Source organism: Aeromonas sp. SER (assembly GCF_038739615.1).
GTDB classification, from domain to species: Bacteria; Pseudomonadota; Gammaproteobacteria; order Enterobacterales; family Aeromonadaceae; genus Aeromonas; species Aeromonas jandaei.
Genome location: NZ_JBCGFC010000005.1, coordinates 68,091 through 83,133, shown reverse-complemented (window position 1 = coordinate 83,133; position 15,043 = coordinate 68,091). Strand labels below are relative to the sequence as shown.

Below are 15,043 nucleotides of genomic sequence, written 5' to 3'. Positions count from 1 at the left end.
CGGCGAGGAATGAGATGATATCCAACAAACTCGAACGCTCGAGCATGCTGATCGAATGGCTGCTGCTACTGGCTCTGCTGGCGACCCCTTTGATCACCTTGCTGGAGGTGTGGACCCCCTTCGGTGGCGCCGATTTGCTGCAGGAGAAGCTCAACACCATTCTGAGCCGTCCCGGCATCAACCCGGCAGACTATCCACTGCACCTCTCCACCCGGCTGCTCGGCACTCTGGTACAACTGTTGCCGGATCTGGTCTTCATGATGATGCTCTGGCAATTGCGCCAGCTGTTTCGTGGCTACCGCCATGGCCTGCTCTTCACCTTCGAGCAGATCCGCCGCTACCGGCAGATCGGGCTGCTGCTCTGTGCAACCTTCCTGGTCGAGTTGATCCACCTGCCCCTGCTGGATACGGTGCTCACCATGAAAGGTCCGGAAGTACTAGGTACCATAGCGCTGAGTACCTCCGATTTTCGGGTACTGCTGGCGGGACTCATCGTGCTGGCGCTGGCACTGGTCATGCGCGAGGCCAAACTGCTGGCCGATGAACAGCAACTGACGGTGTGAGGATCCCATGCCCATCATCATCCGGCTCGATGCCCTGCTGGCCGAGCGCAAAATGACCGCTCGCGAACTGGCCCAGCGCATCGACATCACCGAAGCCAACCTCTCGATCCTCAAGAATGGCCACGCCAAGGCGGTGCGCTTTTCCACTCTGGAGGCCATCTGCCGTGAACTCCAGTGCCAACCCGGCGATCTGCTGGGCTACGAGCAGGAGAGCTAACCCCTTATGAGTCGTCATATCACCCTGTTTGCCCTGTGGCTGCTGCCGCTGTGGGCCTGCGCCAGCGATAACGGGAGCGGCCCCCGCTACCTTGTCGAGCAGGGCGCCAGCGCCAATGTGCTGCAAGTGCGCCTCACCATGCAGGGCGAGCCTCCCTTTACCCTGCTCCCCGCCCGTCAGTTGCCGGGCAGTGCCACGCCGGCTTCCCCCGCGCTGGTCTGCCTTGCAGACAACCAGCCGGTTGCCCTCAACCAGCCCTTCTCCTGCAAAGAGGTTGGCTGGCAGATCACTCTCACACTGGCGCCTGCGCTGGGAGCGGATGCCTCGGCCCAACAGTCACTGCTGTTTGCCCCCGACCAGTGGCTATTGACCGAGTGGGGTAACTTTGTGCGCCAGCAGGGGAGCCGCCAAGGGAAGGTTTGTCTGCCGCATGGCAGCTGCCAACCGTTACCGGATGTCAACCAGCCACCGCTGATCTTGCCATTTGGTCTGCAAACTGTGCCCGTCACCAAACCGGATCCGCGGCTGGTGCTGAGCCATGACGAGATTGCCAACCAGCTCGATCTGCCGGCCTTGCAGCAACAACTGAATGAGATCATCGACTATCTGGCCTTTCAGCTCGATGTGGCCCCGCCCACTCATCCATGGCAACTGGTGTGGCTCGGGCGAGATGTGGCGACCCGCTCCCTTGGCGGCTCCGCCGGGGATCAGGTGTTTGTCGCCAACTACCCCACCGATGCGGGCAAACCAACGCCACAGGCCCCCTTGCGCCTGCTGCGCACCTCGGCCCACGAGGCAGTGCACATTCTCAACGCCCACAGCTCGACGTCACAGCCCACCTGGGTTGAAGAGAGCCTCGCCGAGTACCTCGCCATCAAGGCATTGCGCCGCTTTCGATTACATCAGGTCTCGGCAATCAACGAACTGGCCGAACGGGGCAAACAACTACCTCATAACGAGAGCGGCCTCTATCGGGCGGCCCGCGAAGTGATGGCTGGCGATCGCTCCTACTACCCGCTCTTTTACGTCAAGGGGAGCGCCTTCTGGGAGGCTCTGGAGCGGGAGCTGCAACACAATGACGTGACGCTGGCCCGACTGCTGCCCCAACTGGGCTGGCTACCGGATGGTCGCTTTGATGCCGCCTCCAATGAACTGCTTGCCGGCACCATCGGCTCAGATACCTGGCGCCGCCTCAGTCGCCACTATCTTGGCGAGCCACAGTAACACCGCAAACCGCAGCAACGAAAAAGGGAGAGCCACGGCTCTCCCTTTTTCCAGGTGATGGTTCAGATAGACAGATATCAGGATGGAGCACTCTCCTGCGCAAAGGGGCGCAGCCGCAGGAAGAACACCGGCAAGACCACCAGCACCATCAGGAAGAAGATGCCACCGCCAAGTGGCTCGAACAGCACACCGCAGAGTGCCATCAGAGCCGCCACTGTCATGCCAAGACCCAGCGCGGCGTAGAGGGACTGGGTCGGGATCAACTGCTCAGCCGGTAGCTGACGGGTCATGAAGCGCACGGCCCCGAGATGGCTCACCCCGAAAGTGACTGCGTGGAGCAGCTGCCCCAGCACCAACACCCACAGCTCGGTCGAAGCCCCCAGCAATACCCAGCGCACCACGCAACCGATGGCTCCAGCGATAAAGAGGCTCTGCGCCCCGAAGCGCTGCAGGAAGCGCTTGTCGGCGGCGAACATACAGATCTCGGCCACCACCCCGATCGCCCATAGGTAACCGATGATGGTGCCGCTATACCCTTGCGCCTTCCAGTAGATGGCACTGAAACCGTAGTAGGCGGCGTGGCTTCCCTGCAGCAGCGCTGTCAGCAACAGGAAGCGGCGCACCGGCGCGCTGCGCAGGGTCGCCAGCAGGGATGCCTTGGCGCGCTCCCCCTGCACATCCTGTGGCGCGGGACTAAGTGGCAGCCAGCTGAGCAGCAGCATCAGCACCAGCCCCGCCACCATGGTGTGCAAAATCCAGTCGCTGCCGAAGTTGCCCACCAGCGCCCCCACCAAAGTCGAGGCAACGATAAAGGCAAACGAACCGCACAGCCGCACCTTGCCGTAGTCGATATGCGCCTGCACCACCATGCGGGTTGCCAGCGCCTCACCCACCGGCATCAGGGTCGGGTAGATAAAGTTGGCAATCAGGGTGAGACCAACCAGCCACCAGAGGTGATGGCTGAGATAGAAACCAAGGAAGGCGAGCAGGCTGAGCAGGCTGAGCAATCGAGTAACCGGCAGCAGATGGCCCGCCCCCTTGATCTGTCCCATCACCATCAGGTTGCCGGCAAAGCGGATCGCCATCCCCGCTCCCAGCAAAAGACCTATCATCTCGGCGCTGACGCCCACCTCCTCCAGCCAGAGCGACCAGAACGGCAAGTAAGCGCCGTAGACAAAATAGAAGGCGCCGAAAAAGAGCGCTAACCAGGAGAACGCGGGCATAGATCCTCTGCAACCGGATGACGGGAGCAGAATGATAACTCATCCGCCCCCACAGATCCCGATGGAAACCCCGCGAAGAAAACGAAAAAACTTCAATAAAATTGAACTATTACCGAAGAAGCAGGGTCTACTTGGTAACACCTCCTCCTGGTTAGTGTTGCAATCCTTCCACCCGCCCATGGCGGGTTTCTTTTTTGTCCCCTAATCACTTTTTTCATTACCTGGATCTGCAGAACGCATTCAAACTTAAATCCATCTTCACAACGAAAAATCATCTGGATACAGCACATCTTCGAGCTATCCTGCACCAAAACTAGTTGTAGCGATAAAAAAACACCGGCGTTAAGCCGGTGTCAGGTAATATCAACTCACTATATAGTGCCAAAAACTTTAGTAATGCATAAATAGAGGAACTTATTTCTGGCCACTCAAATATTTTATCCTAGCCTTGGTCATCTCGGTTTGGCACTCATACAGTTCCACTTTACCAGATATTGACAAGTTCGGATTATTTACAGATTCAATATTACCGCAATCATTCTCCTTCTGCCATACCCAAGAAATCTGTTCATTTTTCATCGATGCTCTAAAAGATGCTGGAATAGCTTTCCAGATTTTATTCAAGCGGGCATCTTCAGCTTCATAAGCCTGCTTGGCGATGGCAACTCGAGATGGGTCATTTCGTTTAACAATATCATCTTTAGTGATCGCCAAGTATGAAGCCTTGGCTAATGACATTGGGGCATAATAAGTCTCCCCTAAAGCGACAGAAATGTCTTTTTCATTATCGGCCAGCCTTGCTTTATAAGAAACACCATTCCACGTAACATTGCCATTTTTATACAACCCATGACTTTCTCTAATAAACTCAGAGAACACGTCCGGGGCTTTCTGTGCTAACTCCCTGACTTCAACAGGAACAGTCATTGATACAGTCGCTACACATCGTAACTCTTGTGATGAATCACTTGTAGTCGAAACATCAGAGATGCTAACGGGAATTTTTTCGACTTGACTTTGAAAGAAATCGAGTTTTTCTGGTGATACTGACATCCTCGACAAGGCATTATCACGCAGAGCCTCTGTTAATGCGTTTACCGCATCCTCACGACCACATTTGAAAGGCTGTTTTTCCTCTTTCGAGTCAAAAATACCAGCGTTGACAGCACTAGACAATACCAATGAAGACACAATAAAAAGTAATTTTATATTCATATCTCACTCAACTATCAACATTATGCTCAATATATAAGAACACAGTATATATTGATACATATATTCACCATAAACAAAATCACTAAAAACTAAAATTTACTTTTCAGTCATTAGATACCATTTGCTCTTATCATTTAGCAACTGACTATTTAAATAAAACCCATTGCTCTTCATCTTTATTTTAAACTGTGGGGATGGATATTCACAAAAATATTCTTTTCCATTGGCTGATGTATTCCATGAGAGATATACAATATCATCTTTATTTGTGACAATATAATTACCATCACAAGAATACATGGAATGCCATGATTTTATTTTTAAAAAAGCTTTGTCGCCATTGATATTAAATATATACGTCTGGCTAGCAGCACCACCATCAATTAACTCTTCTTGCTTTTGATTTAGGATTAATTTAGCATTCAATACAATTGAGTATGCCTTGACCGAAAAAAAACAAAACAATATAAAAATCAAAACCATTACTTTTTTTGGAAAAATATTATTCATGCATGAACCTATCACAATCTGGTTTAACACTATATCCCAATGAATAGTACATATGATTATTAACATTCCTATTTTTAGAGAGTGTGTACAAATGAACCCCCTCTTCAGACTTACAAACGAACCCTTTGCTTACACTCCCATCAACCTTAATAATGTCCCCCCCCCTATCTTTTATTAAACTTGTTTTCGAGAGAGTTTTTTCATTTGGAAAATAATATGCAATTGTAATTGAATTTTTAATTTTTATGCCTGAGACTTCATACCTGTAAACTTTATTTAAGTTAATCTCATCGCTGGCATTTAAATCCTCACCTTTATTAAACATATACGATGATTCTACTTTTTTATAACATTTAGAACCTTCACATTCATCAGCAACCACCAGCACCCCTCTACTACTAATACCTCCGCTTACAATAAAGTCATATTTCCCATTAGAGTTCGTTAAAAATATACCTGGTTGATAAGAGTCAGAAGCATAACTCCCCCAAGCGATGGCGTTTATTAAAAAAAACAATAAATATTTCAAATGTTTTATCTCCCATCAACGGACCAATGTGGAGGATCACTTACTAACTTAAAGACTCTGTAACTGGCACCAACGCGGTACAAGTCATCACTACTTTTTATCTCAATAAATTTCCCATCATTCATTTTTATGAATAGCCCTCTAACTCCTGTGATTGTCATGTCTATGGCTTTTTTCTCTGTATGTCGAGAGGTTAAAGATGGTTTATATATTATGTTGTATCCTGATACCATTTTTTTAGCCGCCATAATTGCGGCTTGCTTATCTGGGACACCATTTTTACTCTTGTGCTCCCAGTCAATGTCAACGCCTTTCATTTTTGGTACTTTTTCCGGTGCAAGCCCTTCTTTAGCAATTCGCCAACAATAGTGCATCAAATAAGCTCGTTCAACAGGCCTATAAGTTGCAGAAATTCTAACCTGTCCACCGGCAGACTCTATCGCAGATATAAATTTTCTTACATTATTAGAAAACCCAAGTTCAAGGTCATCTATATTCTTGCTTGTTGGGTAACGGTTTACCCATTTTTCACCACTCAATTCTAAATGAGACGGTTCTTCTTTTGAGAAATCACAACAACACTCGTTGATGTATTCTTCCCCCTCCGCCATTAATTTCCTCAATCTTGATAACAGCTCTTTTTTTTGTATTTTCTGATCATTGTTACCTTCATTACCATGAAGGTTTGAATCTAAGCTACTATTATTAGTATAATAATCTACCCCATAGTCATGATCATCTTGTTTACTGTAAAGAACATAGTCATCATCCTTTCCAACACCTTCCGGGCAGAAAATAAAAAGATATATATCTTCTGGCCCCTTGAATTTATTTATAAGGTCTTTCCTTGATGTAAAGTATTTTTTTACATAGTCCAGCTGCTCCAGCTCATCCATTAATGCCAAATCTTGCTTGGTTATGTTTGTGCCATGAACATTATTAATTTGTTGGACCGCAGGGCCAGTAAACTGAATTAAGCCAACTGGGTTCCTCTTAGCAATACTTACATCATTTGCAATATCTTGTTTAGATATGGCCTGATATGTTTTCTTAACTTTACCCTTTTGATTATATATATATTCACCATTAGTATCTCTAAGTGGCTTAAGAAGAATAACCGACGATGTGAATATCCTTGATGTTTCAACAGCCATACAAGCCATTAAAACATTTGCATATTCAATTTTTTTATTTTCACCCCATAGTTCAGCACAGATATCCACAGTTTTGCGTCTGAACTCACAAGCTTTTTTGCCTCCTAATGAAGCTGTTACTTTCTGCCCCCAAAGCAGTTTATAACATGAGCCAACTGTTATATTAATCAATACGGACAATGGATTAAAATGCCAAATCATCCTATTAAACTTTAACTTTGTGGCACTTTGCATCCACTCCAACTTGTCGATACGCTGTTTCTCATGGTCAACCAATAAATCAAAATCAGGAAGGCCAATCTTGGTCATAAGTTTATCTAGCCATAGATAACTACTGGATGATGATTTTTCATACCACTCACTGGGATGCTTGACAATTAACTTTTGAAGTTGCCCAGCATTACCGCTATTTTGTAGAGCGGTCTGTATCTCTTTACTACTCAGTTCACCATTTTTGTCGGTATCGAAACTCTTTACTAATTCGGTAAAGAAGGTGGGTGGCGCATCGGGATCAAGATAACCATCGGATGCTGAACCATCGACCTTTTTAAAACCGATCTTCAGCCAGTCATGTTGACTCAATAACTCAACTTGCTCTTTCTTGACATATTTATCTGCTGAAACGCGGACCCACTCCTGCTTTGCTGCATCCTTTTCCTGCGTGGGTGATTCAACCAGCACTTCCTGACTTTTGTCCTTGGTTGCTACCCACTTGGATTTACCCCCCTCACTCTTCTTCTCATGAAGGATCAAATCGGCAGGCACTTTGGCATAGGTAGCGCCACCTTTCGTTCCCGCCTTGTTGGCTAGAACATCGTCCAGACGGGGATCCTGGGTGAACACCTCAAGATGTACCTGATGCTTGCTTTGCTTGCCCCCAATCAGGGAGTTTGGCGTTTCAACCAGACCGAGGTAGCCAATGGTCTCACCCGCCGCGATCGGCACGGGAGATGGCAACACATATAATTCGCCAAGATGGGAGGGTGTACGGGTATTGACCTTGATAAATTCATCTTCGACGCACACCCAAGCCATGCCACAACTACCAGCAGCACCACCTGCACTTGGTGTCACATATTCACATCTGGCCATCTTGCGAGCCTTGTCACCAATCCAATGAAATTCGAGTTGGTGGGCATCATACTGCAACTTGGTGCCGGCAGGCAGAGAAACACTTTTGTCTCCCGCCATTAGACGACCTGTAGGCCCATTGAGAACAGGATCCGAACGGCCAATCATATTAGTCAGCAGCTCAGCTTCTATTTGGTCAAATAGCCAGGTTGGCACATTGGGCTTGATAAAGGTCACGGCATCCGGGCTATTGGCGATCCAGACTGAACTCCCTTCACTGACTAATACGCCAGCCTTTTCAGCCTCTTTTATCTGGGCATTGGATAGCTTGCTCTTGATCTTTACCTTGATGAAATCATACTCCTTGCCCCCAACACTCCCCTTTTTGGGGGGAATGCTGCTATCCATCTCCAGTTCGGTATCCTTAGGCAAAGTGAAACGGGGCAAGGCAGCATCGGCACGCTGCTGCTCTGCATTGGGATTCCTATGGGGGACAGAATTGCGAGCATTCCAACCCTTTTTCAACACCAGCTTCTCGGTACTTTGGTACTTATCCCAAGGCAACAGGTGCATATAGAGCGAATAAAAGGTGAACTCGTTTTTAGCTTTTGTTTCTGCATTGATTTCACAATATTCGTGTTGGACTAGGCAGAAGCAGTTGGAATAACGCAGTGACTCTCCCTGAAATTCAGAGGTCAGATAATCCTTCATCATCCGAAAAGCCACGACTTTGCCGTCAGCAATGGCTCGGACAGGATATTTATCCTTGCACCAGGGGGCGCTCTGGTCGCTGATATGAATACCACCATGCCATTTGTTGTGATTGCCAAGGAGATAATGACCGGATTTTTCGCCATTAATAAGTGCAGTCAGCGCTTTGACATCCTTGAATTCTTCACCTTTGGCAGTGAGGATGGGAAATGCAAACTTCATGCTTTCTCCTTATTCAGAAAAGAGGTAGAACGCAGCGGGCTTCTCGTCTTTCAAGAGCGCCTCCATCGCCTTCTCGGTAGGAATGGCCTGGACCAGTTCAACCAGTTCTGGGGCTTTGACCACCTCAACCCCTTTGGGAGTAATGGGAGCCTGACCAGCCCAACCAGAGCCTGCTCCCGGGCTGCCGCCGGCATTGAGTTTGATGGCGGGGCCGACCAGCTTGATGCCACTCGGGTCAACTTTGACAAAGCTGCCTCCCCCCTTGAGGGTGATCTCGGAGCCCGCCTCCAGCACCAACTTGTCACCCACCTTGATATGCACCTCTTCACCCGCTTCCACCAAGAGGGATTGGCCCAGTTTCTGGTGCAGGGAGGTATCCACCCTCAGTGAATAGTCCGCCTTGATGTGGTCGCGTTTTTCGCCTGCGACTGTCAGGTGGTCATTGCCGAGACTTGGCGGAGCGCCATCCTTGCCCGGCACCTTTCTGATACGGGTCACCCGCTCGTTGTCGATATCACGGTGCTCATCGTGCTTGATGTGCCATGCCGCATCGTTTTCGATAAGCACATTCAGGTCTTTCTGACCATGAATGTAAATCTCTTCCTGTCCCGCCTGGTCTTCAAAGCGCAGCTCGTTAAAGCCCTCGCCCTTGTGAGTTTCGGTGCGCAGCACGGTGCGCGTCTTGTTGGCGGGTAGCTCATATGGTGGCCGGTTGGTGGCGTGGTAGGTGCGGCCGGTCACGATGGGCTGGTCGGGGTCTCCTTCCAGAAACGAGACGATGACCTCGTGGCCGATACGCGGGATGGCCATCATGCCGTACTGACCGCCAGCCCAGCCCTGGCTCACTCGCACCCAGCAGGAGCTCTGGTCGTTGGAACTGCCATATCTGTCCCACGGGAATTGCAGCTTCACCCGGCCGTGCTCGTCGCAGTAAATCTCTTCCCCATCGGGGCCGACTACGATGGCGATTTGCGGGCCATCCACCATCGGCTTGTAGGGCGCCTCGGGGCTGCCGATGCGGGCGCGCCAAGTGGTACTCGCTTTCACCACACCAAATTCGTTGTGGTAGACGGTCGGGCCGCTGCCGCCTTCTTCCTCAAGCGCTTGCGGTTGCTCACCGGTGTGGCGGATATGGACGATTTGCCAGTCGGTGTTGAGGCTGCCGTTGGGGTGTTCGGTCAATGAAAAGTGCTGGCCCGGCAGCAGCGCCGCGCAGTTGGATTTGCCACTGCCGCTGACTGCGTCGTTGCGCAGGGCATCGAGCCGGTGCTGGGCAAAGGCCTTGCCGCTGCCGTCCTGCTTGTAGCGGCCCGGGTAGTCGAAGTGCTGGTAGGTATCCCGTTGATGGTCGAGCTCTGCGCCCTGCTTTTTGTGGGAGAGGCCATAGGCCGGGGTCTTGAAGCTGTAGTCCTTGAGCTCCACATCCGAGGGGCGCACCGCCTCGCGGTAGTAGAACTGGCGCACATAGGGGCCTTGTTCCAGCGAACGGTTGCCGAGGTTGAAGAAGAGCTCGGGGCCAGCGGTCAGGGCTGCCGCATCGTCGGCAAACACAATGCGGTGTTTGCCTGCTTCAAATTCGTGGAAGTAGAACAAGCCCTCTTCGGCTGCCAGGCGGTTCACGAAATCGAGGTCGGTCTCCCGATACTGGACGCAGTATTCGCGCTGGGCATGTTCATTCTTGAGCGCAAAGGCGTAGTCGGTGATGCCGTGTTCTTGCAGCAGGATGCTGAGGATTTCATCGGGCTTCTGGGCCTGAAAGATGCGGGAGTTCTGGCGCAGCCCCAGTCGCCATAAAGAGGGTTTCACCTCAATGCGGTAACGGGTACGGCGAAAGCCGCTGTCCCCTTGGGCAAACTCGCTCACTACCCCGCACACCCTGCGCTGCAGCTCGCCGTTGTACCACACCATCAGCTCGCACGGCTGGTCCAGCACGGCGCCAAAGTCGACATCGGGCTGGCTGCTGGCCAGCTCAAGGCGCAGGTTGAACGGCCGGTTCAGCCCCTCGTCCAGCTGGAAACTCGCCACCACGAAGGTGCTCTCGGGCAGCGCCCCCACCTTGACGGTAAATTGCAATCCGGTTTGATTAGCCATGGCTCTCCCCTCTTGTCACGGCCACGCGATGTCTGCGCCCCTCTTCAAAACTCCAACCGCCAAACCACGCTACCGCCCTCTCCGGTGCCACAACGGGCAACCAAGATAGCGGCGAACACGGGTTACGGGCGGATTGGGTCTGCATCACAGGACCCCCTTTAGTGCTTTGCCATCCCCCCGCATCAATCGAATGCACAGCAGAGGGATGGCAAAACAGAAAAGCTCCGGCTACCTGAGCGGGCCGGAGAAATACGGGCTAAGAGGGCCGGTTTGGCAACCGGCCCATAAGACACATAACTACTTGCAAGGAATACCAAAGTAACAAAACGAGGATTAGGCCTCGATGGGCGCACGCCAGTCGTCCGCACCGGAAGTACCGGCAACGGTGTGTTCCCAGTCAATCTTGCGGTAAGCCATGGAGACCTGGATAAGCTGGGTGAAGTCAGACTTCGCCGGATCCTGGCAATGCGGCATCTGGCAGTCGATGTCAACGATGGTGGCATCGGTCAGCACGGTGGAGAAGAAGTGCTCCTGCTTGCCTTCAACGGAGGTGCGGTACCACTTCAGGGTCACTTTCGGCAGCATTTCACCGGAAGCCAGCGCGTTGTACATCAGCGGCACGGCTTTGTTCAGGGCAACGGTGAACTTGAACGGCTTGTGGACACGCTGACCAGCCGGCTGACCGGATTGCGGGTCAGTCGGGACAGTCACAACGTGCTGGAACTCTTGTACCAGCATCTCGTCTTCGTGACCTTGTACGAAGATGTTGCCGACGGAATCGGAGGTGAAGGCACCGGCGGTGATATTGCCCTGGGTTTTACCTTCGATGCTGATATAACATGGAGTTGGCATGTGTATGCTCCTAAATAGATTGGTTAAATGAGATAGCACTCGACCAGACTATTAGCAGCGACCATGCCATTTTTTTATCTTTTAAAAATCAACACCTTAAGCATTTCCACCAGAAACCACACAACGTAACCATGCAATAAATTGCGCAGGCAAACATTTTGACCGGCACAGTTCGCACTGGCAGCTATTTAATCTGATAGGTGAGCAATTGATTGCTTAAAACAGAACTACTCACTGCTATCGAGCACATTCTCGACCTGCGCGGCATCAATATTGAGCTTGACCACCCCCTGCTTGAGGGCCCAGGAAATCGCCTGATTTTTGCTGCTTGCCCCCAGCTTCTCCGCAATTCTCTCCAGATGGAAGGTCACGGTTCTGGGTTTGATATCGAGGATCTGGGCAATATCGCTGACCTGTTTGCCCTCTGCAGCCCATTGGCACACCTCCAGTTCGCGAGTAGTCAACATCTCCCGAGGAGGCATGGCTGCAATGCAGACCCTGGCCACGGCTTCAAAGATATGGGTCGCCAGCCAGCTCAGAAACGGAATAGCAGTCAACCATTGATGTTCGGTGCGGGGCGTACTGGTAATGAGGGATAACACTCCCACATGACCTTTAGAACCATGCCATGGAATGGTTATGCCATCGCGCAAGCCAGCCTCCTGAGCCAGCAGCATCACTTCCAGCCCGGCGCTGTCTTGCTGGTCACAACATTCGGTGATGAGGTTGGCCCAAAGAATTGGCGTGCTTTGAGCCATTCCTTTGCGCACGACAGGATCCACAGCGAAAAAACCGCGTTCTTCATAAAGTTCAACCCAGTCGCTCGGGCAGCCATTGAAGATCCGCACATCCGGCCGCTGAATGGAGCTGGGCGAGATAAATCCCAAGCGAAAGTAGTCAAATCCCATCAGCTCGCAGATCTGGCGTAGCAGAGCGAGTATTGTCTGTTCATTGGATGCGTCATTGAACCGGGTGATCAGCTCAAGTGCGTTGGTCGTCTCGAAAGTGTGGGGGGATGTAGAAGTCAAAAGCGCATGTTCCCCGTTGCCAAAATGTTCTAGATGTTATTAAGCATGGAACAAATAGCACAATATCTTGTTTACGCAAAGAAAATGCTGCTTTTATGGTCTCTATGACGAACAGGCCTCACAATCTCCGGATGCCTCATAAAAAATCCCCGCCTGTCAGGGCGGGGATTCGGAGTGGACTGAAGTCCGGGTTCACTGCGTGTGTTGTCGTTTTTAGAATACGTACTTGACTCGGGCGCTGAGGTTACGGCCCGGCTCGGTCATCAGGCTGTTATCAGAACCCGCATCACGGCCAGCGATGCGCTCGTAGCTGGTGTACTCCTTGTCAAACAGGTTGAAGAGACCGACGTTGAGCTGCAGATCCTGCATCGGGTTGAATTGGGCATACATATCCACCACGCCCCAACCGGCCGCCTTCTCATACTCCTTGCCGTTCGCATCCTTGCCGACCTTGCCCATATCGTCGGCAAAGCGCAGCGCCGTATTGAAGTTCCACTTCTCCTGCTCCAGACGGACACCGACACTGCCACTCAATGGGCTTAATTCATTGATATAAATACCGTTACCATCTTTACCATCGATATATGCCAAGTTCCCCCAAAAATTGACAATGTCGTTGAACCAGTAATCCGCCTTGGCCTCGATCCCCTTAGTCGTCACCTTACTCAAATTTTGATATTGATAAACAGAGGTGCCTCCTTCCTTACCAACAGCAACGCGGCTTATGAAGTCGTCAAACTTGTTGTAGAAACTGGCCACCTCGTAGCTGAAGCCATTGTGGCTGCCACGCACCCCGAGATCGATGCCGTCGCTGCTCTCCGGATTGAGGTTCGGGTTCGGCTCGATGCGATAGCCGTAAGCCTGATGGTTCAGGGTGGAGAAGGCGCTGTCATACATGGGCGCCTTGAAGCCGTGGCTGTACTGGGCAAACAGGTTGGCCGCCTCATGCGCCTTGAATACCAGCCCCAGCTTGGGCGAGATCTCCCCTTCGGAGAACCTGTGCAACTGGTCACCGGTGTAGGCGGGATCATTGTCCGGGGTCATCCGGTAGTAGTCATAACGGGCGCCCGGCGTCAGCACCCAGCGCTCGCCAAACTTCATCTCGTCGAAGGCCCACAGGGCGCCACGTTCGCTGGTGGTAGCCGGGAAGCTCAGCTCGTTGTAGCCGACAAAATCGTTCGGTTTGGTCGGCCCCTTGTAGCGGGAACGTTCGTTGTCGGTGTGCTCATACTCGGCCCCCCAGGCCAGACGATGATTGGCCACTGCCTTGTGGAACTGCAGCTGGGCGCCGAGGTTCTTCTGATCGAACAGGTTGTGATCCAGCGAGTTTTTGGTCACATAGGGGTTGCGTGGGTTAACCGGATATTTGGATGAGGCGTACTGATCCAGCGTCTGCTTGGTCCGTCCAAAGTAGACCTTGGTATCCATACGGTCGGCCCAGCCCTGATTCAGCGCGATGCCGTGATCCAGCACCAGCGACAGGTTGTCGGTCTGCTTGTCGGTGATGGGCTGCTCGAACACGCGGGCAGTGCCGGTACCGACCTTGTTGAGCTTGACCGCGTCCGGCTCCTCGCCATCGGTCAGATAATCGACGGTCAGCTTGAGGTACTGCTCATCAGAGAGATTCCACTTGCTCTTGAGCAGCAGGGCGTGAGTCCCGATATCGAAATCGGTCTTGGTTGAATCGTAGTTCTGGGTGACACCACCATCGCGCCAGGTGTAGCGCAGCAGGTTCTCCACGTCACCGGTACGCAGGGCGCCGGTAAAACCAGCCATCTTCTGGTGACTGCTGGAGGCGTAACCGCTGGTCACATCCAGATAGCTATCCTTGCCCTTGAGGAAGTCGCTGGCATCCTTGGTGGTGATGGCAATAACGCCACCCAGCGCATCGGAGCCATAAGCCGCGGATGCAGGCCCCTTGGCCACTTCCACCTGCTTGATCATGTCGGTATCGAAGTAGCTCTGACCCACTCCACCCTTGCTGTAGGCATCGTTCTGGCGCACACCGTCACGCACCACCTTGACCCGGTTCTCCCCCATGCCGCGGATGATGAAGGTCTGGGCATCTCCCTGCCCGCCCAGCACGGCGACACCGGGTTCATAGCGGAACAGGTCAGCGGCATCAGTCACCACCTGCTCTTCGATCTGCTTGGCGGTGATCACCGAGATGGGGCCGGAGACATCTTCCAGTTTCTGCTCCATCCGTGAGCCGCTGACGACCACGACTTCATCCGCCTTCTGGGTGGCAGCAAAGACCTGGGAGGAGAGACCGGCCGCTACGGCGAGCGCGACCAGAGAGAGTGCGTTATGATGGGTCACAGCGAATCCTTATTGAGAACTATTATCAAACAGGCCGCATCTTACCCACCCCGCCCCAAAGATCAATAAAAAAGAATCATTATCATTTAAAAAGAGAGTTGTTAGTTTTACACT

At 51.8% G+C, this 15,043-nt stretch carries 12 protein-coding genes; 3 read left to right on the top strand and 9 right to left on the bottom strand.

What is annotated here, in order from left to right; genetic code table 11:
- The first annotated feature begins 14 nt into the window (after positions 1–14).
- The 3 genes from AAHA41_RS09455 to AAHA41_RS09445 are packed head-to-tail and all read left to right on the top strand — an operon-like array spanning position 15 to position 2,004.
- Positions 15–563, top strand: coding sequence for a DUF2975 domain-containing protein (locus AAHA41_RS09455; RefSeq protein ID WP_323071325.1), 549 nt, complete (start codon positions 15–17; stop codon positions 561–563).
- A gap of 7 nt (positions 564–570) precedes the next feature.
- A complete protein-coding gene (locus AAHA41_RS09450) occupies positions 571–780 on the top strand; it encodes a helix-turn-helix transcriptional regulator (protein ID WP_323071327.1) in 210 nt (69 codons plus the stop codon).
- 6 nt (positions 781–786) lie between these two features.
- A complete protein-coding gene (locus AAHA41_RS09445; RefSeq protein WP_323071329.1) occupies positions 787–2,004 on the top strand; it encodes a hypothetical protein in 1,218 nt (405 codons plus the stop codon).
- A gap of 77 nt (positions 2,005–2,081) precedes the next feature.
- On the opposite strand, the gene AAHA41_RS09440 is transcribed toward AAHA41_RS09445, so the two are convergent.
- The 9 genes from AAHA41_RS09440 to AAHA41_RS09400 all read right to left on the bottom strand — a co-directional run bounded on the left by AAHA41_RS09440 (position 2,082) and on the right by AAHA41_RS09400 (position 14,929).
- Positions 2,082–3,227: a 3-phenylpropionate MFS transporter gene (locus tag AAHA41_RS09440; RefSeq protein ID WP_323071331.1), complete on the bottom strand. Its 1,146-nt coding sequence runs from the start codon at positions 3,225–3,227 to the stop codon at positions 2,082–2,084.
- A 414-nt stretch (positions 3,228–3,641) separates the two neighbouring features.
- A complete protein-coding gene (locus AAHA41_RS09435; protein WP_323092144.1) occupies positions 3,642–4,442 on the bottom strand; it encodes a lysozyme inhibitor LprI family protein in 801 nt (266 codons plus the stop codon).
- Between the two features lie 96 nt (positions 4,443–4,538).
- Entirely contained in the window at positions 4,539–4,952 is a 414-nt protein-coding gene (locus AAHA41_RS09430; protein WP_156034076.1) for a hypothetical protein, read from the bottom strand.
- Positions 4,945–5,481: a hypothetical protein gene (locus AAHA41_RS09425; protein WP_342697325.1), complete on the bottom strand. Its 537-nt coding sequence runs from the start codon at positions 5,479–5,481 to the stop codon at positions 4,945–4,947. The genes AAHA41_RS09430 and AAHA41_RS09425 overlap by 8 nt, the downstream gene beginning before the upstream one ends.
- 5 nt (positions 5,482–5,486) lie before the next feature.
- The gene (locus AAHA41_RS09420) at positions 5,487–8,639 is read right to left on the bottom strand and encodes a hypothetical protein (RefSeq protein ID WP_342697324.1); all 3,153 of its coding nucleotides are present in this window, start codon (positions 8,637–8,639) and stop codon (positions 5,487–5,489) included.
- 9 nt (positions 8,640–8,648) lie between these two features.
- Positions 8,649–10,730, bottom strand: a complete 2,082-nt coding sequence (tssI, locus tag AAHA41_RS09415) for a type VI secretion system tip protein TssI/VgrG (protein WP_323071519.1) — start codon at positions 10,728–10,730, stop codon at positions 8,649–8,651.
- A gap of 333 nt (positions 10,731–11,063) precedes the next feature.
- Positions 11,064–11,582 carry a type VI secretion system effector Hcp1 gene (gene hcp1 / locus AAHA41_RS09410; RefSeq protein WP_010634242.1) on the bottom strand — a complete coding sequence of 173 codons (519 nt, stop codon included), beginning with the start codon at positions 11,580–11,582 and terminating at the stop codon, positions 11,064–11,066.
- 227 nt (positions 11,583–11,809) lie between these two features.
- The gene (locus AAHA41_RS09405; protein ID WP_323068994.1) at positions 11,810–12,610 is read right to left on the bottom strand and encodes a LuxR family transcriptional regulator; all 801 of its coding nucleotides are present in this window, start codon (positions 12,608–12,610) and stop codon (positions 11,810–11,812) included.
- A 213-nt stretch (positions 12,611–12,823) separates the two neighbouring features.
- A complete protein-coding gene (locus tag AAHA41_RS09400) occupies positions 12,824–14,929 on the bottom strand; it encodes a TonB-dependent hemoglobin/transferrin/lactoferrin family receptor (RefSeq protein WP_323068996.1) in 2,106 nt (701 codons plus the stop codon).
- Between the last annotated feature and the right edge of the window lie 114 nt (positions 14,930–15,043).

What these genes read in the sequence shown, in the direction of transcription:
- AAHA41_RS09445 (WP_323071329.1), top strand. Translation starts at nt 787, where the DNA reads ATGAGTCGTCATATCACCCTGTTTGCCCTGTGGCTGCTGCCGCTGTGG.
- AAHA41_RS09420 (WP_342697324.1), bottom strand. Translation starts at nt 8,639, where the DNA reads ATGAAGTTTGCATTTCCCATCCTCACTGCCAAAGGTGAAGAATTCAAG.
- AAHA41_RS09435 (WP_323092144.1), bottom strand. Translation starts at nt 4,442, where the DNA reads ATGAATATAAAATTACTTTTTATTGTGTCTTCATTGGTATTGTCTAGT.
- AAHA41_RS09430 (WP_156034076.1), bottom strand. Translation starts at nt 4,952, where the DNA reads ATGAATAATATTTTTCCAAAAAAAGTAATGGTTTTGATTTTTATATTG.
- AAHA41_RS09440 (WP_323071331.1), bottom strand. Translation starts at nt 3,227, where the DNA reads ATGCCCGCGTTCTCCTGGTTAGCGCTCTTTTTCGGCGCCTTCTATTTT.
- hcp1 (WP_010634242.1), bottom strand. Translation starts at nt 11,582, where the DNA reads ATGCCAACTCCATGTTATATCAGCATCGAAGGTAAAACCCAGGGCAAT.
- tssI (WP_323071519.1), bottom strand. Translation starts at nt 10,730, where the DNA reads ATGGCTAATCAAACCGGATTGCAATTTACCGTCAAGGTGGGGGCGCTG.
- AAHA41_RS09450 (WP_323071327.1), top strand. Translation starts at nt 571, where the DNA reads ATGCCCATCATCATCCGGCTCGATGCCCTGCTGGCCGAGCGCAAAATG.
- AAHA41_RS09455 (WP_323071325.1), top strand. Translation starts at nt 15, where the DNA reads ATGATATCCAACAAACTCGAACGCTCGAGCATGCTGATCGAATGGCTG.